Origin of the sequence: Desulfofustis glycolicus DSM 9705 (genome assembly GCF_900130015.1) — a bacterium.
Taxonomy (GTDB): domain Bacteria; phylum Desulfobacterota; class Desulfobulbia; order Desulfobulbales; family Desulfocapsaceae; genus Desulfofustis; species Desulfofustis glycolicus.
In genome coordinates, this window is the sequence record NZ_FQXS01000003.1 from 102,028 (window position 1) to 124,875 (window position 22,848).

The window sequence follows — 22,848 nt, forward strand, 5'->3', positions numbered from 1 at the left end:
TCTGTCCCCTCTTTTCCTCAAATCGGAGAACTATGCAATTGCGATTACTCAACGGAGAGCCAAAGTCGAAAAATACTGCTCGTTCAGGCTGGAAAAGATGAAAGAATCCAGCGGAAAATTGATGAAATTGAAAGCGTTTTGTCAAAGAGAAAGATTTGACTCCCTCCTGCCTCTTTCTCAATGATCAAGGATGGCCCGGATCTTGGCGGCAAGTTCCTTCATTTGGTAGGGTTTTCCGATAAATCCCTTGGCCCCGATGGACAGCGCATCTCGCCCCTGTCCGTTTTCCGAATACCCGCTGGCGATGATTACCTTGGCGGATGGATCCTCGGCAAGCAGGTGCAACAGGCAATTGGTTCCGCCCATGCCCGGCATGTTCAAATCAAGCAGAACCACATCGATCTTGCCTTGTTGTTGAGCATGGATCTCCAGAACTCGCTCCCCGGTTTCCGCGGTAAACACTCGATAACCGAATGTTTCCAGGATTTCGCGGGATAATTTTAAAATCTCCGGTTCATCATCCACCACCAGGATGCTCTCATCCCCACCCTGCGGCTCGTCCGAGCTGCTTGGCAATTCTGAGTGCAATCCATCTTGAGCCAGCGCTGGCCAATAGATTTTGAACGTCGTTCCCTGACCCGGCTCGCTGTAGCATTGAATGTGCCCACCATGGCTCTTGACGATACCGTACGTAGAGGCCAAGCCCAACCCAGTTCCTTTGCCGACCTCTTTGGTGGTAAAAAACGGGTCGAATACATGATTTATCGTTTCCCGGGTCATGCCACACCCGGAATCGGTAACCGTTAGCAGAACGTATCTCCCCGGCTCGGCATCCGCTTCCCCGCTGACAGGACCGACATCCAGAACGATGTTTTTTGTTTCCACCAAGAGCTTTCCTCCGTTGGGCATAGCATCGACGGCGTTGGTGCCGAGATTGAGCAAGACCTGCTCAACCTGGACCGAGTCAGCGCTCACCGACCAGAGATTACTGGCCAGATGCCGACTGATCAGGATCATCTTGGGGATAGTCCGCTCCAGGATCTTGATGGCCTCATCCACCTCATGGTTCAAGTCCAGGGGTTTTCTTTGCGTCACGGCCTTGCGACCAAACAGGAGTAACTGCTGAACAAGCTTTCCGGCCCGCTCTATCGACCAGATTACGGTCTTCAGGCGAGGCATGTCGGTATCCTCAGGGTATTTTGAGCTTAGTAGCAACTCGAGATTTCCACCGATGATCTGGAGCAGGTTATTGAAATCATGGGCCACGCCACCGGCCAGAATACCCAGAGACTCCATCTTCTGGGCCTGAAATAGCCGGTTCTGCATTTTTTCCCGTTCTTCTTCGTATTTCTTGCGCTCGGAGATGTCCCGGTCAAAGGCAATACCCAGGAATCGGCCCTTGTACTCGATATAGTTGGTGGTCACCTCGACAGGATAGGGTTGCCCGTTTTTTCTCTTATGACGCCCCTCAAAAGTCATTTTTTCAAGCCGTCTCAGGTCAACCTTATGCTGCTCCCATTTCGAATCCGGGAAATCCGGATCAACGTCAAACACCTTCATCCGCAGCAACTCTTCTTTGGTAAACCCCGTGGACGAGCAAGCGGCCCGGTTCGCGTAAATAAGCGCCCCCTGATGGTCTACCCAAAGAATGCTATCCGGTGCCTGGTCCATTGCGAATTGAGTCAAGCGCAGGGATTCCTCAACCCGCTTGCTCTCGGTTATATCCTGCAGGATAAAGATATAATACGGCTGATCTTCAATCTGAATTGGACGCGCTGAATATAATCCGTCGCGCGGCTCCCCGTTTCTGTTACGGAAACCGAACTCCCGCTGCAAAACGTCTCGGCCTCGCGCCAACTCGCCGACCATGGCCTCCCGCTCCTTTGCGTTAACCCAGAACCCGCTCTCTGACGAGGTTTTACCGATGACATCACTGCGCTGCCATCCTGTGACCTGCTCAAACGCCTGGTTAACGTCGTGCACGACGCCGTCGACCAACCGGACGATGGCCATGCAATTTGGCGCAGACATGAAGACGATGGTAAACTTTTCTTCTGAACACCGTGATTTCTGTTCGGCTCGTCGACGATCGCTAATGTCGGTGATATATCCCTGGAAAGATTCCGTACCTCCTTTTTGTTCTCGGACGACTCGGGCATTGAGGGAAGCCCAGAAAATCGATCCGTCCCGGCGGACCATCCGACATTCGTAGTTGACCACTCGGCCATGGGTCTGCAATTGCTGCCGGAATTGTTCTCTATCGCTGGACTCGGCATAGAGCTGGGAGCCGACTTCGGTCACTGTTTCAATCATCGCCCGAGGGGTTTCAAAACCATAGAGTCTGGCAAATGCCTGGTTGGCATAGAGGATTCGACCTTCGGGCGTAGAAGTGAACACACCTACCGGCGCGTTCATCAGAAGATCGTGCCATTCCTCCAGTCCAGGCGGAATAGCATGAGGGTGATTCATGAACGGGGAACGCTTTGTCGACATGCCAATCGTCTTCGTGACAAGGAAAAAATCATCCTTTCCAAAAAATAAGAGAAGGCCCTTATCACGTTTTCTCAAATATCGCTTTGAAGAACAAGCAAATTCATCTTTCCTTCAGGAAATCAAAACGCTGCTTTGAGCAGGAAAGAAAAGAGCGGTGGCCACCACTTCCCGATCCGGCGGCGACAGACCTCTTTGGCATTCACCTTTATCTATAGCGCATCACGACAAGGAGTTACCCTCGATCCTTGCCCGACCGTCGAGGGCCAACACGCCGGAGCCGTCTTCGAGAATCCGTACCGGATTCAGATCAAGTTCCCTGATCTCCGGAAAATCGGCGAGCAGGCAGGCTACCCGGACGATCAAATCGACATAGGTGGTGTTGTCAATGGCCGCTTTGCCCCGCGTTCCCTCGATGATTCTATACGATTTCAACGTCTTGAGTTTTTCCGCAACTTCATCGTGGGAGGTCGGGCAGAGCGCCCGCTGCGTATCGCTGAAGACTTCGATATAGATACCGCCGTAACCAAAGACCACCACCGGCCCGAAGGAATCGTCCTGGATGCCGCCGACAAACATGTCATGGCCCGGCCCCGCCATGGCCATGACGCGAACCCCTTCGAATCTGGCCTGGGGATTGTACGCCAAGAGACTCGCGGCAAGGTCGGCATAGGTGGCACGCACTTCCTCGTCGGTGCGGATATCGAGCCGGACGCCGCCTGCCTCCGATTTATGGAGAGCGTCCGGAGAGACGACCTTCATGACCACCGGATAGCCGATCTGCCGCGCTGCCTGCACAGCATTGTCACCATCTGTTGCTACGAGTGATGCCGCGACCTTGACGCCATAGGAAGCCAGCAGTTCGAGAACCTCTTCGCCCCGGCTTCCTTCATGGCTATCAAGCCACGCCGCCGCCTGCTGCCGGTCGATCCCGTCGGGGCGTGACGGGATAAAGGCTCCGGCACGTTTTTTTTCGTGAAATTGCTGCTGAATCTTGAGGGCTCTGATCATCTCTTCCGGGGTGTCGAAGATCGGTATGCTGAGGTTGCTCTTGATCTTCGTAACGATCTTTGACGGGCCAAAGAGACAGACGCCGAGCGGCTTATCGGCCGAGCGGATGGCGCCCGTGGTTTCCTGGGACAGGTCGGTATGAAACATCTTACTGAAGATGTCGTTTCCGACCGGCATCCGCGGCCACTGGTTGACGTAGACCGCGCCGTCGACGTTTCCATTGTGCAGCGCGGCATGGAAGATATCGGCGGTCGCCTTTGGATCATACATGTCGCCCATATCGAGGGGATTGGACACATCAATGATCCCGGCGTTGCCATAGGTGGCAACCTCTTCATAGAATTCCCGGCCCGGATCGGCGAAGGCGAAACCCGCTTGGGCACAGAGGTCGGCCATGATCACCGAAAAGCCGCCGGCCGGGCTCATCGCCATGATCCGGTTGCCTCTCATCGGCGGCAGCCGGAAGGCCTTGGTCACCGAGACGAAATCGCTGAAGGTGTCGATACGGATGACGCCGGCCCGCTCCAGGGCGGCGTCGATGACGTCTTCATCGTTTTGCATCGCCGCCGTATGGCTCATGGCTGCCTTACTGCCGGCCCCGGTGGTGTTGGCCTTGTACAGGATCACCGGTTTGGTGCAGGCCGTCGCGGCCTCGACCAGTGCTGCGCCGTTGCTCAGGCTTTCAACATAGAGGCAGATGACCTCCGTATCCGAATCCCGCGCGAAATAGTTCAAAAAGTCGACCTCGTCGAGATCGATCTTGTTGCCGATACTGGCAAACTTTGCCAACCCGAGATGCTCGTCGGCGATCAGATTCCACAGCGACAGCCCGAGGCCGCCGCTCTGGGTGATAACGGACATCCCACCCTGGGGCGGACGATACAGCGGAGTAAAAGGCAGGCAGAGCCCGTTGGCGGTGTTGGCGATGGTCAAGCCATTGGGGCCGACAAAGCGGATGCCATGCTCCCTGGCCGCACCAAGCAGATCTTCGGCCAGTTGTTTCCCACCGCCGCGGGCCTCGTTGAAGCCGCCGGACGGAATGGCCATCCGCCGGATGCCGTGTTCACCGCAGGCCCGAACCACGTCCGGGATGAACCGTGCCGGCAACAGGGCAACGGCCACGTCGGGAACCTCAGGCAGCTCCCGGACATCATGATACATCTTGATGCCGTTGACGTGCCGCTCGGCGGAGCGGGGATTGACCCCGAAAATCCTGCCACGGTAGCCCCACCTGATGAGATTGGCGAGGATGAGGCGTGAGACGTTTTTTTCTTTGGCGGAAAGACCGAAAATAACGATAGACTCGGGATAGAAGAACGTTTCCATGTCGAGAGCAGAGTATCGGAGCTGGGTTGATGATTGTTTCACACCACCGGCAGTTGCCGGCACTTTTCCCTCAGCTACTGTATCCTCCTTTGACGCTTACGTAAACTCTCTTGTTGCACCCACCGATATTTATCACGCCGTTCCATTGCCTGCCGCCATGTGCAGAAGCGCTGATATTCAGGTATCCGTGCCGGTAAAGCCAGATCCCTCTGAACGGAAAACTCGGGCAGGACGATTACCCGAGCGGTATAGCCACAGGACTGTCTCCCCGGTGATTAAGGTGTGTTGCTTGTTGTCACGATCGACCGGAGAGAGTTCGCCTTGAAAAACAAATGGGAATCGGAGAGGCAGTCGGATCAACGGCGCAACGGGACAACCTAGAAAACCGTAACTCGGTTCCTGCCCTGGGCCTTGGAATGATACATGACGTTGTCGGCTCGCGTCACCAACTCCATGACCAAACTCATCGTTAATTTTTTTGAAATGATCAATGTCAAACAATACGATCGAAAACGGCTTTCCGCTTCTTGCCGATGTCTTTTCTATATACCGCAAGGCATCCATGCCACCCCGTCGATTGAGAATGCCGGTCAGTTCATCCGTTCGTGACAGGGATTTCATGGCTTCGGACAATTCCACCATTTTCCCGCGCAGTATCTGAGAAAAAGCATAGCACACAGATATCGCAAAGGGAACGTATCTGACGGCAAACGATCACAAACTCACATCAAAGGGCCGCCAGGCTCGCTCAATTCTTCAATCCATCAGGGAACTTTCCCGGCATGCGAAAATCGCTTCGGCCAGACCGACCCGGCCATCTCCGTTGACATCGGCGCCCGAATCCGGGTAGTCGGGACGCAGGTCGTCGGTCGCAATTCCGGAGACGATCTGCAGGGCAATCATGGCGTCCACCAGCCCGACGCTGCCGTCGCCATTGAGATCGCCGGCCAGCACGGCAGCGGCATACTCGAATGCCCCGACATCGAGAAGACTATCCGACGCTCGCCACATCGCCTCGCCGTCGGCCGGTAACACCCGCTCCGGAGGATGGTTGGAGGGTGGATAGTGCGGAACGGGAAACGGATAGCCGGCAGGTCCGGCAGGCACCTGATCGGTCCGATCACGCAGCGGGCTGTTTGATGCCGGCTTGAAATCAAGAGCGGCGAAGTCGACAAAACCGGGGGCGCTGCCGGTCACGGTCGCGGTCCACTGACCGGGGATGTTGGCGGTTCCCGTCTTGACCCAATTGTTGCTGCCGGCAATCACCGGAGAACCACTGATCCATTCGGCCTCCACCTGTCGAACCAGATCTGGTGCCGCATCGGCACGGTAGAACACGTTATTATGTATCTCCAGGGACTCGATGCCGTCAAAAATACGAAAGATCGCATTGCCATTGGCAATGATGGTATTATTGACAAAGCGGTATCGCCCCTGCGACTGTCCGGTTCCGTCACCGCCTACTCGGGTGATAAAGGATCTGTCGTTGGTCTTGCGCAGCACATTGCCGACCACGTCGGAATCTTCCCGCTTCAACTCTTCCGACCAGCCGTCGGGGGCGCCGCCGGGATCGGGACCGATCAGTTCGAGTTCATGATAGTAGGCACCCTCGATCCAGTTGTAATAGATCTCGTTGCGCTCCGCCCGGGACTTGACATTGTTGCCGCCGCTGCCGTCGTGGATGTAACAGAATTGCATCCTGAAGACACTTCCCGGCCGGTTGACCTCGTCGGTCGCCATGTAGATCTGATGCTGCCGATCGCCGCTGCCGCACTGGTACACTTCGACATATTCGAGCAGCAACGATCCGGAACCACCGTCGGCGCCGAGAATGCCGTGGGCCGGACAATCGTGCACCACCGTATTGCGCACCGTCAGGTCATCGGCCTGGTGATAGATACAGCGTCGCGTGCCACCGGTCACTTCGAAATTTTCGAAGACGTAGTGATCACCTCCCGGGCCGGACAACGGCCAGGTAGTGAAGGCCACGCTGTCGGTGCCGCCGGAAATGACCGGTCGTCTGCCGTTGATGGTAATCCCCCGGATCTCTATCTTCTGATCCGGAAGCCCCGGGTTGGTAAAACTCACTCCGCCCGGATAGCTGTGATCGCCATCGACTTCAACAATATCGCCGGGCGCGTGTACATCGGCGACAGCTTGGAGGGTGGTATACGGCTTGTCGGGACCTACCTGATACCGCGCGCCAAGAGACAGCTCCGCCACGAACGGTGAAAAACAGAGCACCACCAATACAGACATCCCCTGTTTCATTATCACTCCTGCTGCCACCTGTGATACCAGAAAGAACGGCGTGGACCGACAGGTCACGGCGGGCGGCATCTCTCGGAGTCACGCCGTTCTCCGGTTTGGTCGACCGACTGCTCTGCAAGGAGAAATCGGCCACCGTAAATACTGGCGACCGACCTCCGCTTGTCCATTTTTCCTGCTCGTCCGGCAGGTGCAGCGGCGCTGCCGCCAGACGGATTACCCGGCCGCCTCGGTGCAGCTGCCCCTCTCTACCGGCCGGCCAGAACCTGGAGGAGCGAGACGGCATCGGCCAGGCCGACCCGGCGGTCGCCATCCATGTCGAGCAGGTCCAATCCAGGCCCCGCACCGCCGGTCAACACCTGGAGAATGGCGATGACTTTCTCCAGCGAGTAAAACAGAGTACCTTCCTGAAATACGACCACCGAGCCATAGGGAGCAATGGTCACGGAATCGCCGAGCCGCTCACCGGCGGCGTCGAAGAGCGGTGCGGAACCGAGCGGTACCTGGCGGGGCGTCCCACTGTCGTTGATGATAATCCGGGTTACCGGCGAGGTTCCCGACGGACAGGCGCTGGCGTTGGGGTCACGACCGGCGCCTGATGCCTGCCATTGCGGCAGGGTCAACACTGAACTGCCGTTTCTGATGCTCGCCTCGCTGACCTGGTTGCACAGCACGTCATTATCATAGGTACCGAAAGCAAAGGCGGTGTTGGTGCGCATGACCAGCTGGCCGGCAGCGGTTGCCACCAGGATATTTCTCTGGGCCGTATTGTGATAACTGGAACCATTCGCCCCGGCGAGATAGAGCTGGGCGCCCTGATAAGCTCCCGAGCCGTTGTTGTAACAGGTATTATCGCTGACAACCGTGTTGCTTGCATAATGCGGGTAGATGCCGTGCGAGCGGTTATTGGCAAAGGTGTTGCCGGTGACGATATTGCCGCTGAGACGGGGCTGGAAAAAGATGCCCATGCCCATCTGGTTGTCGTCAAAATCGCCGCCGTTGTGTGTCCCCGACGATGGTCCGCGGTTGCCCCAGGTGTCAGTGACGATATTGCCCCGTATGGTATTGCCGGGACTGTTGACGAAGATACCGCCACCGTCGTCCAGGGTCAGCAGGGAACGGCGGATCACGTTATTCTCGACGAAATGGTCGCCGCCCTCCAGATGGATGCCGACGTAACCGGTATCTTCAATGACATTGCCGACGATGTTCAGGCCACGCACGCCGTACGTCCTGACGCCGCAGGCATGGGCGACGCCGTCGCCGCCATAGCCGGCGATCACCGCGGTGTTACGCAGCAGATTGCGGCGAAAGAAGCTCTGCCCCGGATCCCAGCCGTCGTTACCGGTGGTCGCGATGAACTTGAAAGCGAAATCAAGGATGTCGAAAAACTCGTTATTCTCGACCACCAGATCGGTCGAATTCCAGGCCATATTGACGCCGACCTGGCCGATATTTTCAAACCGGCAGTTACGGACGGTAACCCGGTCGGACTGGTTGATGTTCACCCCATCGACCTGCTGGTGACGGAAGGTCAGGCCGTCGATAACGGTGCCGTGATACTTCCAGAGCAGATTGCAGCCGAGTTCACGGACCGCCCCTTCGACCAGCAGCGTGTCGGGGTGAACGCCGCCCGGGGCGTAAAGGTAGACCCGACCCATCGCCGCATCGAAGTACCACTCGCCTTCATGATCCAGTTCACCGAGCACGTTGTCGATATAATAGCCCCAGCCGGGTTGGATGGTAGCGGCCAGGGTTTCGGTCAGGTCTCGGTCCATGGTAATGGTGCCTGCGGCGGTCGAGGAGACGATCTCCCGGGTCTCGAACAGCCAGCTGAAGGTGCGGATACGGATGGTACCGCCGACCCAATAGCCGGCCGGCTTCCCGTACGCACCGAGAACCGGGTCGCTGAAGCGCCGCTTGCTGCTGCCGGTACCGACCTCGAGCCAGCCCTCGTCGGGGTCGGGAAGGACTGTTGCCACATTGGGGTAACGGGCCAGCAACATCCGCCGGTTATCGACAAAGAGGTGCTCAATCGTTTCGCCGGCACCGAGGTTTTTCGAAACATCGGCCACATAAACCGACCCACCATGCAGAGTCCAGCCGGTAATCTCGACGCTGCCGCTGATAACCGGCCGCTCGCCTTCCCCGTAGGCTGCCAGGGTGGCGTCTTGCGTCTCACCGGCCAGATGGATCGTCCCCCGGAAGACATCGCCCCGGCGAAAACGAAACGTCGACCCGCTGGCCACCGAACGACTCAGGCTGTTGACCCTGTCGATCGTCTGCCACGGTACATCGCGGCTCAGCCCGTCATTGTCGTCGGAGCCGTCGGCAGCGATGTAATAGGTAGCGGCGACACACGACAGCGGACCGAGCAACACGGCACCGAGACAACAACAGGTCACGACAATGTGCTTGAGTGTCTGACAAATCACGGCATGCCTCCGATGCCTCTTATCAGGGGCCGGTTACCCGGCTGAGCAGGTAGATAACATCGGCCATTGTGATCTTCTGGTCGCCGTCGGTATCGCCGTCAAGCGAAACCGATGGCGAGTTACCGACCAGCACCTGCAGCCCGACGATGGCATCGGCCGGGCCCAGATCGGTATCGCCGTTAAGATCACCCTTGCGGGCAAACAGGGCCGTCACCGCCCGCTCGCCGGTCATCGTCACCTGACACGATGCCGTGCCGGAACAATCGCCACCCCAACCGACAAAATTCCAGCCATCGTCGGTCGACGCCATCAAGGCAACGGTCGAATGTTCAAGAAATTCTGCAGAGCAATCGGCTCCGCACGAGATGCCACCCGGATCGCTGCTGACACTGCCCCCACCGGTGACGGCAACGGTCAACGGGTGTGTTGCCGCGCCACCGTCCCAGCCGGCCAGTCGGGCAAACAGATGCCAGACGGCTCTTCCCTTGAGAATGCAATTGATGCGCGAATCATGATTATCACCTTCGGAATGTGCGCAGGAGCTGCAACCGCTGTAACCAGTTGTTCCCTTGGTCAACAGATAATATTCATCTGCAGTGGTGCCGGGATCACCCCCATTGGCGGCCAGGTATTCGGATGACCAGCAGGCATCACGCGAACCGTCACCATCCGAGTCGTAATAGAGCGCATCATTCATATACTTGTCCTGGTAGTAATTCCCGTCCGGGTCCCAGCTCTCAATGTCGTTAAAATCGTATAGTATTCTGTCGTACAACTGGCAATGGGCGCGGATCAGTTCGTTCTGCGGATGCGCCCCGGCGGTCAGACCTTGTCCCGAAGATCTTCCCGTCATGAAAACGAAGATAACCGGGTTGGTTGCAGCGCGCGGATGGGGGGACGGAGGAGTGGTCATCATGCTATCCGTGAAGGTGGACCCTCCAGTGCTGAATTGCGCAATCAACCATTCCATACTGCGCAGGTACAAGGCTATGTTGTGTCCCCGGATGTCACACCACGACCACATGATCACATTCACATGGTAATTATCCGTATTGGTCAGATAGGCATACGTATCCTCAGCCCAATTCGTGATGCCGTCGCCATCTCTATCTCCATCGTGGCTCAGGTCTGATTCACCGGGGATGCCATAATTATCGAGGCTCAAACTTTCGGCGGTTCCATGCGTTGTATCTGTCCAGGAATAGGTGGTGCCAAAGGCAGGATATGCCTCAAGAGCATTCATCCCGGTTATTACCTGACTGCCATGCGACGTATGATTATACGCGATATGCAGATTCTCCTTGGCCGCAGTTATCCACTGCTCGGGAATTGCAGACAAATCGGTGTGCTGATGTCCGACCACAAAACCAAAAGCCGACCCTGCCCAAAGGGATAGAATCGGAACCCATAGAAACATGCTCCCTGCTCGCAACGATACACTCATCTCTCCCCTCTCTTTCAAGACTTGGTCCCACCTGGCCGAGACGATACCTGCCGATCGTCCCGGTCTCTTCCCATCAGGTTAAAGCAATAAATATGCCATATTAGCCATAACGGCCAGACGGGACCGGATACCCTCCCGCTGCTCCTCAACCGAGCAAAACAGGAAACATCGTTTGCGTTTTTCCATCTTACCGTAAACTATGTATTCATGTTGGTGACAACAAAGATGACAATTATTGGCTGCCCCTGACATAAATCGGTTAATCGGAAAGATATGCCTACCGCCTGCAGGGCCATTCTTGCCGACTGGTCGGTGCCATGATATGGTGCCGCCATACGGCAGCAGACGCTATGCATCTCTACTATCGATGAGAATGCCGCCCGTTTCGTGGTTTCCTTGACCACGGCCAACCGGAGGGATCCTCACCCAGGGTGGAGATAAAGCCTCGCCCTTGGACCAGGACCACTACTCAGCCAATGCACATTCATATCGCCAATCGTGGATCGGACCATTTCCTGAAAGCCAGCTACCCGGTGCGAGTCGGCATCTATACGGAAGTTGCAACCGATTCCAGCATCCTGCATTTCAATCTCAACCAGGAGATCATCCGCGCCCAAGGCACGGACGGTAACTGGCCGCATCCGCAGGAGTGGCTGCAGCGCACCGCCGGCAACGACTGGGTCTACTACTCGACCGGCGGCTATACCGGCGTCTTTGAGACCACCGGCGAGTACTACCTGCCCAACCTGCCGTACATAACCAACAACGCACTGGGCGGCTCACCGCTGCACAACCGGACCGTTGCCGCACTGATACAATCCTGGCACCCAAGCCTGCTCGCGCTGCAGGCCGCCGGCGACCGATTACCGGCAGAGGCGAGCGCCTTTCTGGCAAACGCGGTCAGAAACGATCCGCTTCACCTGGCTCGGCGGGCACAGGACTTGTTTGCGATCATCGGCGGCCGACCATCCGTGCTGCCGCCTGACTCCAGGCATGTGGATTACCGGGTCATCCCGCTCACCGTCTGCCGCGGTTGCCTCTATAAATGCAGCTTCTGCCGGGTCAAGAACGACACTGCCGTCACGCCGCTGTCACGCCGGGAAATCGACGGCCAGCTCGATCGACTCGTCGTCTATTTCGGCGACGAGCTGGCCAACTACAACAGCGTCTTTCTCGGTGAGCACGACGCCCTGCTGGCCAAACCCGAGCTGCTCTGTCATGCCGTCGAGCAGGCCCACGCCCGCCTCGGCCTGGCCGACTCGGCGATCGCCGGCAGCAACGTCTTCATGTTCGGTTCGGTCGGCTCGTTGCTCGGGACGCCCCGGAAATTGTTTGCCGAACTCGACGCGCTGCCCGGCCGGATTTACATCAATCTCGGCCTGGAATCCGCCGACCAGGCCACCCTCGACCGGCTCGGCAAGCCCCTGACATCGGCGGCAATCCGGCACGCCTTCACAACCCTTCTCGAAATCAACGAATCGTTTCCGTCCATCGAGATCACCGCAAACTTCGTTATTGATGACAAGCTCGGCAAAAATCACTACAATTCACTGATCTCGTTGATCAGGGACGGCGTTGACCGGACACGGGACAAAGGTGCCATCTACCTCTCCCCGCTCCGCTTCGACAGCCCGTCCCGGGCCCGTCTCTTTACGTTTTACGAGTTGAAGCGGCACAGCAGGCTGCCGCTTTTTCTCTACACCATTCAGCGACTCTAGCAGACCAAGCCGCCGTTACCATCAAGGAGCACCCATGAACGACGCTCAGCACACGCGAAAAGCCATCCTGGCCGCCCGCGACCACCTCAATTCCGAAGAAATTTCCGCCAACAGCGAGGCCATCCGCCAGCGGCTCCTGGCCAGCGACGAAATCACTGACGCCGCCACGATTTGCAGCTACGTAAGTTTCCGCAGTGAGGTGCATACCCTGCCGCTGATAGAATCCCTGCTGGCACGAGGCAAGCGGGTTGTCGTACCGCTCACCAGAGTCAGCGAACGAAGGCTCGACCTGGTCGCCATCGACGATCCGGCAAACGACCTGGCCCCCGGTTATTGCAACATCCCCGAACCCCGCGAGGCCTTGCTGCCCAGGCATCTGGTCGACCCGCAGGATCTCGACCTGATCATTCTACCGGGATCGGTCTTCGATCTGCGGGGCGGCCGCTTCGGTTACGGCGGCGGCTACTATGATCGGTTGCTTGCCCAGGTCCCCGGCGCAGGCCGGATCGCTCTCGCGTATGAGCTGCAGGTGGTCGATAGACTGCCGCTGGCCGAACATGACGAACTGCTTGATCGGATCGTGACGGAAAAGCGGATCATCAACGGGAACCGGCACCGGTAACAAGTCGCAATCTACTCCAAGCGACCCGACCGCTCTTTTTTTTATAGCGCTTCCGAGAGTTGAGGTCGCAGCGAACGATGCTGCTTACCGTCGCAACCCCACAAATCGGTTGGCTCTCCCGGAGGCTGCATCGCCAATGCCCGGCCGGCCGAAGAGCCATGACGAAAGAGATTCGGACAGGACGCTGTCAAGTTCGGCAACCAGGCTCGACGATGTCGTAAGAGAATTGACTTTTACCACCTCCGCCGGTAGATTCGATAGCGTTGCCCGAATCCATGGCGACGGCAACCATACATGATCCGACAAGATATGGTTTTTTTTTGCACATGGCTTCATGTCAACCACGGACTTTGAGCGCCTGTCCATAGATCAATCACGGCCGCACGGGGTATACCGCCCTCCAGGAGGTGCCATGACCTGACCTTTGCCGACCAGACCGTATTTCCGCCGCACGGCAGGAGCCATGAGGACGTCCGATACCTGACCGGACGTTTCGCAGCAACCACATCTTGCGGGAATGATTATGAAGATCCTCCTTGGAATAGCCCTTCTGATTTTTCTGGCCGGAATCTTGTACCGCGGTCGCAGCTGGTTTTCGCAGGGTATTCAACCAACCGGCCAACCACAGTCGCCGGCAAGCCGGATCCCGACGGCACTGCGCGGCCTTGGCGCAACCCTGGCAAGCACCGACCTGCTGGTGCTGGGCAAGACACTGATCACCGATGTTCTTTTGCAGAAACGGCTCCTGGCCAAGAGTGTCAGGCGCTGGCTCGCCCACAGCCTGATTTTTGTCGGCTTCCTGCTGCTGCTCTTTATGCACGGCCTCGGCACCGGCGTCAGCGAATTCTTCTTTCCCAGTTATTATTCGACCCTGCAGCCTTTCCTCACGTTGCGCAACGTTTTCGGCCTGCTGGTTCTGGTCGGTCTGGCCATTTCGCTGCACCGGCGACTGACCGATAAACCGCAGCGAGTCAAGAGCCTGGCCAGCGACTGGCTGGCCCTGACCTTTGTGGCAACCATCATCATCAGCGGCTTTCTGCTGGAAGGGGTGAAAATATCATCATTTGACGCCTACCAGGCGATGGTCGACGACTATGGCGATGTCGCCGACGAGGCGGAGGAACTTGCTCTTGAGACCTATTGGGCCGCCGAGCAGGGACTGGTTCCAGTCAACGCGGTCAAGCCGTATGACTCGGCGTTGGTCGAGGCCGGTCGGGAGATCAGCTCGCGCAGCTGCACCGAATGTCACGCCCCGGCGACCGGTGCCTTCGTCAGTTTCTCGGTTGCCAAGGTGATCGGGCCGCTCGCCTCGGCACTCGGCGATGGCGGCGTCGTCACGGTCCTTTTCACGCTGCACCTGCTCAGCTGCCTGGCCCTGCTCGCCTGGCTGCCGTTCAGTAAGATGTTTCACGTCATCTCGGTACCGGTTTCCCTGCTCATTAATGGCGTACTCGGCTTCAAAAAAGACCCAGCCGAACCGGCCAACACGCTCACCCGCCAGATGATCGGCCTCTCTGCCTGCACCCATTGCGGTGCCTGCAGCGAACTCTGTTCGGCGCTGATGTTCTATGAATCATTCCAGAACGACTTCATCCTGCCGTCCGAGAAAGTTCAGCTGCTCAAAAAAGTCGCCGCCGGGCAACCCGTCGACCGGGCCACGTTGACCCACCTGCAGAAAGGTCTCTATATCTGCACCAGTTGCGACCGCTGTTCGACGGTCTGCCCATCGGGCATCAATCTGCGCGAACTTTTCGTCAGTGCCCGCTATTACCTGCTCGGCCGTGGCATTCCGGAAACCTCGCTGCTCAGCCATTTCTCGTTTCCGCTGGCCCTGGCCCGACGCTTCGCCGACGAGCACCTGCAGGCCTTGAAAAAACTCCACGAGCTGTTCAACCAGCGCTTCCGGAAGCTGGCCGACCTGTCCGGCCTGAGCTTGGCGTCAACGCCGGCCTCGGTCGGCACCGACAGTTACCGAAGCTGCTATACCTGTCAGCGCTGCACCAACATCTGCCCGGTGGTGAGGCTCTACGACGACCCGGTGGAGCACCTCGACCTGTTGCCGCATCAGATCATCTACAGCCTCGGCATCGGCAACCGGGAACTGGCCATGGGCGCCCGGATGATCTGGAGCTGCTCCACCTGCTACCTCTGCCAGGAGCACTGCCCGAACCAGGTGGAGCTGACCGATATCTTCTATCGGCTCAAGAATGCTGCGATCAAGACCATCGACTCAGGAGGCACAGCATGAAACTGGCGTTCTTCCAGGGCTGCAACATCCCGATCCGTATCGAACAATATGCCGTTTCCACTCAGGCCGTGCTGCAACGATTCGGGGTCGAGCTGGCGGTTGTCCCCGAATTTACCTGCTGCGGCTATCCAGTCCGCAACGTCGACGAAGAATCCTATATCATGCCGTCGGTCCGCAATCTGGCCATTGCCGAAAAAATGGGCCTCGATATCATGGTTATCTGCAATTGCTGCTTTGCCAGCCTGCAGAAAGCCAGAAGCGTGCTGGCCGGTGACCCGCAACTGGCCGGCAAGATCAACCAGTTGCTCGCCAAAGAGGATCTGCATTATACCGGAACCGGCGAGGTCAAACATTTTTTGACGGTGCTGCACGAAGACATCGGCGTCGAGGAAATTAAGAATCAGTTGGTCAACCAGTTCAGTGGCCTCGACCTGGCGGTGATTCTCGGTTGCCATATCCTCAGACCGCGCGAAGTGACGCAGTTTGACGATTCGTTCGTGCCGGCAATCACCGACGACCTGGTCCGTCTGACCGGCGCCACCTGCCTGGACTGGCAGGGCCGACTCGAATGCTGCGGCGCCGCGCTGGCCGGTCTGAACAACGAGGTCGCAGACCGTCTGCTCAACGAAAAGATAAACGGCGCCCGCGCTGCCGGTGCCGCCTTTATGGTCCCGATCTGCTCTTATTGCCACCTGCAGTTCGACACCAACCAACTGCAGGTCAGGGCCGGCGGGCCGGATTACGAGACCCTGCCGGTCCTGCTCTATCCCCAACTGCTCGGCCTCTGCCTCGGAATCGACGAGAAGATCCTTGGTATCGAGCAGAACAATACCGTCAACGACCGCGTTCTCGACCAGCTGAGGGACCTGCTCGGCCCACCGGTCGAGGATAAAAAGAAAAAGCGCCGCAGCGCTAAAACAGGAACGACTCATGAGTAAAATCATCGCTTTTGCCGGTAAAGGCGGCGTTGGCAAGACCACCGTGGCCGCCCTGGTCATCCGTCATCTTGCCAACAGCGGCCAGACACCGATTCTCGCCGTGGACGCCGACCCGAACAGCAACCTCGGCGAGACCCTCGGCCTTGCAGTGCCGACCACCATCGGCGACATCAGGGAAACCTTCATGCGCGACCCGCAGGGCGTGCCATCCGGCATGGATAAGGCCATCTACCTGGAGACCCTGGTCGAGCAGGCCCTGATCGAGCAGCCGTCGTTCGATCTGCTGGTCATGGGCCGCCAGGAAGGACAAGGATGCTACTGCATGGTCAACAACATCCTCAACCGCTTTACCGATCGACTGGCCGGCAGCTATCGCTACATGGTGGTCGATAACGAAGCCGGCATGGAACACTTGAGCCGGCGGACAAGCGGCCGGGTCGACAACCTCTACCTGGTCACCGACTACTCCCTGCGCGGATTGAGGGCCGTCGGCCGAATCAATGCGATGCTTGACAGCCTCAAACTACAGGTGCAGGATCTCGGCATCGTCGTCACCCGGGCACCCACGCAACTCAATGACACCTTCCTCAGGGAAGCGGAAGAGATCGGGCTGCCCATTGTCGGGATCATTCCGGACGATCCGGCCCTACTCGATTTCGATATGGAAAAACGCTCACTGCTGGAATTGCCCGATGACTCACCGGCAGTGCAGGCCGTCGACCGCCTGCTCGCCGCCACCTGCCCGGCCTGAAAGCCGTCCATAATAACGGATTACCGGCACGTCGCCGGGAGGAAAAGCCCATGGGAGAACAGGTCACCGTCTTTGCCGCCTACCCCTTCAAGGTCGGCCAAAAAATCCGGATCGAAGGTTCCCGGAGAGGGGGCGATTGGGAGGTCATCGGCGTCGACGAACACACCGTCACGCTGCGTTGCCCCATTTCCAAACGAGAATTCACGTGGCCGATCTTCTGCTATCACGTCGCCGACGAAGCAGACGCCGCGTGGCCGAAGCCCTGAAAGTAATGGGGTGTTTTATCACTACCCCCCGATGACGGGACGTCACAACGAACCCTGAAAACCAGACTACGGGCTTCCCCGCGCTTAACGAGGTAATCGCAATCAGTTCACATGCACAGCGCGGCGTGCAGCGCCCGCTGGGCGTCTGCAAACTCCTTACGCTCGACGACGAACTGCATATTGGTCTGGCGAGTGGTCTGCGACACCGCCAGTATATTGATCCCTTTGCTGGCTAGGGCTTGCGCCCCCTTGGCCAGGATACCGGGCTGACCGATATTGGAACCAATAGCACAGACGATGGCCACCGGCCGACTGGTCACCGTCTCGAACAGATCACTCAATTCGGCAATCAAGTGCGGCGAACTGTCTTTTTCGGCAATGATCAGATCGATGGTATTGGCGTTTGTCATCTTGCTGATATAAGAAACCTGATGTCGGGCCACTACCTCCATAATCCAGCCGTCGAAACCGACTTCGCCGACCATCCGGGCATCGTGGATGACCAGACAGAGAACATGATCCGAACCGGTAACGATCTCAACTTTTGATTTTGGAGCAATAAAGTCGTTGGTGATGAGTGTTCCGGGATGATCCGGGTCGAAGGCATTTTTCACCCGGATCGGTATCGATTTCGTTTCCAGCGGTTTCGACGCCTTCGGATGGATGGCCTCCATGCCCACATCGGCCAGCTGATCGGCAACATCGTAGTTGGTGTTGCACACCGGATGGGCGTTTTCGGCACCGATGACCAGCGGATCTCCGGAACAGAGGTGGTATTCCTTGTGAATAATCGCCTCGGCGGCGCCGAGCAGCACGGCGACCTTGGAAAAGGTCACCTCAGAATAGCCGCGGTCGAATTCGCGCATGATGCCTTCCGTGCCTTTGGTGTAGCCGGTGGCAAAACAGACGGTCGAGAACGGGTCGATCTCGTCGAAGCAATCCTTGATCCGTTGGTCGATGGTCAACTGCCGCCCGTCATCCCAACCGCTCAGGTCGACATAGGTCGAATCGTAACCGAGATTTTTCAGGATATTGGCGGAATTGAAGGCACTGTGCATCTCGCCGAGCGAGGCCAGCAGCTCGCGTGCCGCCAGCAGGAGCTCGGTGCGGGTGACATAGCCGGAGGCTAGCACGTTTTCCATGCTGCGCAGGATGTTGATCGACAGATCGATCCTGTCGCCGATGAAATCGTTGGCCTCGGCCAGGCTGAGACCCGCCGGCACCAGACTTTCGTTGATCTCGATCAGGCGATCGCGCAAGGCCAGCATCTTGCGGGGATAGTTCTCCTGGTCCTCGAAGAGTTTGTAGATCCCCGGCTGGCCGGTCTTCTTGTGTTCGAGCAGATCATTGGTCACTCCGGCGTAGGCGGATACCACGTACACCCGACCATAAATATCATCTTCTTTGCGCAGGATGATATTTTTCAATATCTCCTGAAAACGAGCCATCGAGGTACCGCCTATTTTCTCAACACGAAGGTTATGCCGTTTCATTGTCGTTCCGCTCACTTCATTGGGGAACCTTGAGATATTGCCACTTCGCTCAAACTCATCGTTGCGCAATTCAATTTTATCCTCGGAATATCATGAATATACCTGCGGAAAAAATTTTCTTGCGCGCCTCGATGTTGAACAAAATTTCGATTTTTTCAAGCTTCCCATTGATTATGGTAGTTCACCCCGAGACGCAGTCGGCTTTTATCTGCCTGGTGAGAAGCGATTCCGGGGAAAATCAAAGCACAGGACCCGAACCGATGATGGACGGGATTTTTCGAACCTAGCCGAAAAGCGCTTCGAGAACAACTGATTTTGCTTTTTGCACCGACGAGCACTATGCTGTATGCAAAATACCCGGCATTGCGCCGCACCGCCGGCCACCGGGCCGGCATCGGCAGAGAACGTCCGGTCTGCCCGGCAAAGTCGGTCGTTTCTGGGGAATCCCTATGTTCTGGAGTTTTTTGCTCTACTTGTTCTACGGCCTGTCCTTCTTTACGCTTGGCGTGGCAATCCTGTCCCGGGATGTTCGCTTCAGCCAACTGGCCATTGCCAAAATTCTCTGGTTGCTCGCCACCTTCGGTATCGTCCACGGTTTTCACGAATGGCTTGAACTGCTCGACCTGCTCGACCTCGAATTGCAGGGTCCAGTCTTTTCCCTGTTCAGGTTGATTGTCGTCAGCATCTCTTTCTTCTGCCTGCTTTACTTCGGCCTTTTTCTCAACCTGATCACCATCTCCGGTGAACAAGCCCTGCAGACCACCGCTCAGGCAATCAAAGCCCTGATCGGCGGCTGTGCCCTTACCCTGGTCGGCACCGCCATCTATCTGGATCTTTCAGGCGGCTCGGATATCACCATTCGCCGGATGATCGCCTTTCCCGGTGGACTGTTGGCCGGTGTCGGCCTGATCGCCTACTCTAGAACCGTTCGTCCCTATTCCGACGGTGTCGCCAGGAACTTCGTGTTGGCCGGCAGTTTCATGATCTGTTACGCGGTGTTTACCGGCCTCTTTCCTTCTACCGCGACAATTCCCGGTATCGGTCTGCAGGTGATCGTTCTGCGCGGCATCAGCGCCCTGCTGATCATGTATTTCACCATTCGCGCGCTGTCGGTCTTCAACCTGGAGCAGCACATGCAAATACAGGACAAATTGCTGCGTTTCTCAGAATCGGAAAAGCTGGCCTCAATGGGTTTCCTGGCAGCAGGCATTGCCCACGAGATCAACAACCCCCTGACCAACGCCTCACTCAACCTGGAAATGCTCAAGGACCTCATCAAAAGAGAGCCGAAAACCGAACGCAAACTCGCCGCCATCGAACGCAACATCGAACGCGCCTCACGTATCGCCCGGGAGCTGCTTCATTTTTCTCGGGAGAAACAAACCGTCATGGAAGCGGTCGATCTCAACCAGGTCATCGAGGGCACCCTGCACCTGATTAAAAACCATCAGCTCAGTTCGATCATCCATTTCTCCCCCCGGGACATCCCTTCCATCCGCGGCATCCCCTGGAAACTGGAGGAAGTCTTCATCAATCTGCTGATGAACAGCCTGGACGCCTGTACCGCAGGGGACCGGATCGACGTCGAGACCTGTTACAATTGCCCCAGGGTCATGGTCATCATCTCCGACACCGGACACGGCATCGCCGAAGAACATCGGCGCAAGGTGTTCGACCCGTTCTATACCACCAAGGAGATCGGCAAGGGCACCGGACTCGGCCTGTCGGTCTGCTATACAATCATCAAACAACATAACGGCGACATTTCGCTGATGAGCAGCGAACATGGCGGCGCCGTCGTTACCATCACCTTGCCGGAGACATCCCATGACCACTGAAACAATCATCGTTGTCGATGACGATCGTGACCTTCGCGAAGGTATCGTCGAAATCCTCACCGGCGACGGATTCACGGCCATCGGCTGTGAAACGGCGGAGGCGGCGCTCAGCGCCATCAAACTGCATCGGCCGCAGGTCATTATCGTGGACAACATGATGCCCGGCATGGGCGGCATGTCGTTGATGCCGGTCGTCAAACGTGATTACCCGGGTGTGAAGATCATTATGATCACCGCCTTCTCCACCGTCGATAATGCGGTCGCCGCGATGAAAAGCGGAGCCGACGACTACCTGGCCAAACCCTTCAAGCGCGACGATCTGCTGATGGCAGTCAAACGAAGCCTCGAATCGCTCAGATTCGAAGAGCAGCTGACCGATCCCTGCCTGGATGAAGCACTGTCCTGTCTGTCCAACCAGATCAGGCGCCAGATCCTGGCAACACTCTCCACGCAGGGGAAAATGCGGTTCATGGACATCACCCGATATCTGGGTATCAGCGATCACACCAAGGTCAATTTTCATCTCAAGAATCTGCGCAGCAACAATCTGATCACTCAGGATCGGGGGAAAGCGTACCTGCTGACGGCGCAAGGAGAGAAGATGGTCGGCTGCCTCGACCTGCTCTCCCGGAAATTTTCTAGTTGAATCCCTCAGCATGAGGTAACGACGAACACTTACAAACACCGGGATTGCCGGCACGATTGGTCCGTTAAAAGTGAGCGCGGGACAGGTTAAATCCTGTCCCGCCGTTGGCTGAGATGCGGTTGGCCGTCAGCCCTGGTAAGGGGGATAATCCGTGTAGCCTTCCGGGCCGGGCGTGTACCAGCGCGACATATCTTCGTATAGCGCCAGTGGCCAGCCATGCCGCAGCCGTTCCACCAAATCCGGGTTGGTAATAAAGGGTCGCCCAAACGCGGCAATATCGGCTAGGCCGGAAGTCAACCGCTGCTTGGCACCCTCTTTATCATATCCGCAATTACCGACAATCGTGCCGTTATAGATGGTGCGAAACTCGGCGAGGGTCATCGGCTCACCCTTGCCGTGAAAACCGAAGGCCAGGCCATCCATGATATGGAGGTAGGCCAGGTTGAACCGGCTGAGTTCACGTACGGCAAAGAGATACGTCTCCCGAAAATCGTCACTGCCCATATCGTTGAATACCCCATTGGGCGACAATCGCACCCCAACCCGCTGTGACGGCCAGACCTCGGTAACGGCGGCAAGCACTTCAGCCAGGAATCGAAACCGGTTCTCCAGCGAACCACCATACTGGTCGTCACGCCGATTCGTTTTGCTGTCGAGAAACTGATTGAGCAGATAGCCGTTGGCGCAGTGCACTTCGATACCGTCAAAACCGGCCTGGCGGGCATAGACCGCCGCCTGCCGGTAATCAGCCACCGTCGCTTCGATTTCCGCTACGCTCATCGGCCGGGGCGTCTCGTAATCTTTTTTCCCCTGCGGGGTCCGAATCTGATCGCCGTTGAGCTCCACGGCCGAGGCGGAAACCGGCAGGTCGCCACCGTGAAAGTCGCTGTGCGACGCCCTGCCGCAATGCCAGAGCTGCAGAAACAGCGCCGCGCCGGTCGGCTTGATCCGCTCGGTAACCACCCGCCACCCCGCCGCCATCTCCGGGGTATAAATGCCGGGCGAACCGATCCAGCCGATCCCCTGACGAGAAACCACCGTCGCCTCGGTGATAATCAGTCCGGCCGAGGCGCGCTGGGCATAATGTTCGGCCATCAACTCGTTGGCCACCCGGCTGTCACCTGCCCGGCCTCGGGTCATCGGCGCCATGGCGATCCGGTTCTTCAGTTGAAGATCACCGAGTTGATAGGGTTGAAATAAGATCGATGCATCCATAAGCCCTCCTGTTGAGCAGATAGTTTGATTTTCGTACTGCGCAACAAACTATAATACGCCTTGGTGAAAATGGTGCAGGGCAGCGCCATTTGATCAACTCCCGGCAATAAGCTGTGAAGTATTGTTCACAAGATTCCTC

The 22,848-nt window shown here is 57.3% G+C and carries 16 protein-coding genes; 8 read left to right on the plus strand and 8 right to left on the minus strand.

The genetic code is table 11. From position 1 onward, the window contains the following. Positions 1–177: 177 nt before the first annotated feature. From BUC26_RS03845 to BUC26_RS03870, 6 genes are all read right to left on the minus strand, one after another. Positions 178–2,493, minus strand: coding sequence for a PAS domain S-box protein (locus BUC26_RS03845; protein ID WP_084540431.1), 2,316 nt, complete (start codon positions 2,491–2,493; stop codon positions 178–180). Between the two features lie 219 nt (positions 2,494–2,712). After that, positions 2,713–4,869, minus strand: coding sequence for an acetate--CoA ligase family protein (locus tag BUC26_RS03850; RefSeq protein WP_143165900.1), 2,157 nt, complete (start codon positions 4,867–4,869; stop codon positions 2,713–2,715). A 135-nt stretch (positions 4,870–5,004) separates the two neighbouring features. Then, a complete protein-coding gene (locus tag BUC26_RS03855; protein ID WP_073373522.1) occupies positions 5,005–5,469 on the minus strand; it encodes a GGDEF domain-containing protein in 465 nt (154 codons plus the stop codon). 114 nt (positions 5,470–5,583) lie between these two features. Beyond that, on the minus strand, positions 5,584–7,098 hold the full coding sequence (locus BUC26_RS03860) for a dockerin type I repeat-containing protein (protein ID WP_073373523.1): 1,515 nt from the start codon (positions 7,096–7,098) through the stop codon (positions 5,584–5,586). 245 nt (positions 7,099–7,343) lie between these two features. After that, positions 7,344–9,530, minus strand: a complete 2,187-nt coding sequence (locus BUC26_RS03865) for a right-handed parallel beta-helix repeat-containing protein (RefSeq protein WP_073373524.1) — start codon at positions 9,528–9,530, stop codon at positions 7,344–7,346. Between the two features lie 22 nt (positions 9,531–9,552). Further along, positions 9,553–10,773, minus strand: coding sequence for an InlB B-repeat-containing protein (locus BUC26_RS03870; RefSeq protein ID WP_073373525.1), 1,221 nt, complete (start codon positions 10,771–10,773; stop codon positions 9,553–9,555). A 677-nt stretch (positions 10,774–11,450) separates the two neighbouring features. On the opposite strand from BUC26_RS03870, the gene BUC26_RS03875 reads away from it, so the two are divergent. The 6 genes from BUC26_RS03875 (at position 11,451) to BUC26_RS03900 (ending at position 17,517) form a co-directional block, all read left to right on the plus strand. After that, positions 11,451–12,692, plus strand: a complete 1,242-nt coding sequence (locus BUC26_RS03875; protein ID WP_073373526.1) for a radical SAM protein — start codon at positions 11,451–11,453, stop codon at positions 12,690–12,692. 34 nt (positions 12,693–12,726) lie between these two features. After that, positions 12,727–13,314 carry a 5-formyltetrahydrofolate cyclo-ligase gene (locus BUC26_RS03880; protein ID WP_073373527.1) on the plus strand — a complete coding sequence of 196 codons (588 nt, stop codon included), beginning with the start codon at positions 12,727–12,729 and terminating at the stop codon, positions 13,312–13,314. Positions 13,315–13,837: 523 nt separating this feature from the next. Further along, positions 13,838–15,562, plus strand: a complete 1,725-nt coding sequence (locus tag BUC26_RS03885; RefSeq protein ID WP_073373528.1) for a 4Fe-4S dicluster domain-containing protein — start codon at positions 13,838–13,840, stop codon at positions 15,560–15,562. Then, positions 15,559–16,500 (plus strand): CoB--CoM heterodisulfide reductase iron-sulfur subunit B family protein, encoded by a 942-nt coding sequence (locus tag BUC26_RS03890; RefSeq protein WP_073373529.1) that lies wholly within the window; start codon positions 15,559–15,561, stop codon positions 16,498–16,500. Before BUC26_RS03885 ends, BUC26_RS03890 begins: the two co-directional genes overlap by 4 nt. Then, on the plus strand, positions 16,493–17,251 hold the full coding sequence (locus BUC26_RS03895; RefSeq protein WP_073373530.1) for an ATP-binding protein: 759 nt from the start codon (positions 16,493–16,495) through the stop codon (positions 17,249–17,251). Before BUC26_RS03890 ends, BUC26_RS03895 begins: the two co-directional genes overlap by 8 nt. 50 nt (positions 17,252–17,301) lie before the next feature. Further along, positions 17,302–17,517, plus strand: a complete 216-nt coding sequence (locus BUC26_RS03900) for a hypothetical protein (RefSeq protein ID WP_073373531.1) — start codon at positions 17,302–17,304, stop codon at positions 17,515–17,517. A gap of 107 nt (positions 17,518–17,624) precedes the next feature. On the opposite strand, the gene BUC26_RS03905 is transcribed toward BUC26_RS03900, so the two are convergent. Then, on the minus strand, positions 17,625–19,010 hold the full coding sequence (locus BUC26_RS03905; RefSeq protein ID WP_073373532.1) for an aspartate kinase: 1,386 nt from the start codon (positions 19,008–19,010) through the stop codon (positions 17,625–17,627). Between the two features lie 449 nt (positions 19,011–19,459). Here BUC26_RS03905 and BUC26_RS03915 point away from each other — a divergent pair, with 449 nt between their 5' ends. Both BUC26_RS03915 and BUC26_RS03920 read left to right on the plus strand, forming a co-directional pair. After that, positions 19,460–20,848: a sensor histidine kinase gene (locus BUC26_RS03915; protein ID WP_073373534.1), complete on the plus strand. Its 1,389-nt coding sequence runs from the start codon at positions 19,460–19,462 to the stop codon at positions 20,846–20,848. Further along, positions 20,838–21,494 (plus strand): response regulator, encoded by a 657-nt coding sequence (locus BUC26_RS03920; protein ID WP_073373535.1) that lies wholly within the window; start codon positions 20,838–20,840, stop codon positions 21,492–21,494. The genes BUC26_RS03915 and BUC26_RS03920 overlap by 11 nt, the downstream gene beginning before the upstream one ends. A 126-nt stretch (positions 21,495–21,620) precedes the next feature. Here BUC26_RS03920 and BUC26_RS03925 read toward each other — a convergent pair whose 3' ends face one another. Next, positions 21,621–22,709, minus strand: a complete 1,089-nt coding sequence (locus tag BUC26_RS03925; RefSeq protein ID WP_073373536.1) for an alkene reductase — start codon at positions 22,707–22,709, stop codon at positions 21,621–21,623. Positions 22,710–22,848: the final 139 nt, after the last annotated feature.

Excerpts from the sequence above, each read along its gene's own strand:
- BUC26_RS03860 (WP_073373523.1), bottom strand. The coding sequence starts at position 7,098 with ATGAAACAGGGGATGTCTGTATTGGTGGTGCTCTGTTTTTCACCGTTC.
- BUC26_RS03890 (WP_073373529.1), top strand. The coding sequence starts at position 15,559 with ATGAAACTGGCGTTCTTCCAGGGCTGCAACATCCCGATCCGTATCGAA.
- BUC26_RS03845 (WP_084540431.1), bottom strand. The coding sequence starts at position 2,493 with ATGTCGACAAAGCGTTCCCCGTTCATGAATCACCCTCATGCTATTCCG.
- BUC26_RS03885 (WP_073373528.1), top strand. The coding sequence starts at position 13,838 with ATGAAGATCCTCCTTGGAATAGCCCTTCTGATTTTTCTGGCCGGAATC.
- BUC26_RS03880 (WP_073373527.1), top strand. The coding sequence starts at position 12,727 with ATGAACGACGCTCAGCACACGCGAAAAGCCATCCTGGCCGCCCGCGAC.
- BUC26_RS03920 (WP_073373535.1), top strand. The coding sequence starts at position 20,838 with ATGACCACTGAAACAATCATCGTTGTCGATGACGATCGTGACCTTCGC.
- BUC26_RS03895 (WP_073373530.1), top strand. The coding sequence starts at position 16,493 with ATGAGTAAAATCATCGCTTTTGCCGGTAAAGGCGGCGTTGGCAAGACC.
- BUC26_RS03870 (WP_073373525.1), bottom strand. The coding sequence starts at position 10,773 with ATGAATGCTCTTGAGGCATATCCTGCCTTTGGCACCACCTATTCCTGG.
- BUC26_RS03925 (WP_073373536.1), bottom strand. The coding sequence starts at position 22,709 with ATGGATGCATCGATCTTATTTCAACCCTATCAACTCGGTGATCTTCAA.
- BUC26_RS03905 (WP_073373532.1), bottom strand. The coding sequence starts at position 19,010 with ATGAAACGGCATAACCTTCGTGTTGAGAAAATAGGCGGTACCTCGATG.
- BUC26_RS03900 (WP_073373531.1), top strand. The coding sequence starts at position 17,302 with ATGGGAGAACAGGTCACCGTCTTTGCCGCCTACCCCTTCAAGGTCGGC.
- BUC26_RS03915 (WP_073373534.1), top strand. The coding sequence starts at position 19,460 with ATGTTCTGGAGTTTTTTGCTCTACTTGTTCTACGGCCTGTCCTTCTTT.
- BUC26_RS03855 (WP_073373522.1), bottom strand. The coding sequence starts at position 5,469 with ATGGTGGAATTGTCCGAAGCCATGAAATCCCTGTCACGAACGGATGAA.
- BUC26_RS03875 (WP_073373526.1), top strand. The coding sequence starts at position 11,451 with ATGCACATTCATATCGCCAATCGTGGATCGGACCATTTCCTGAAAGCC.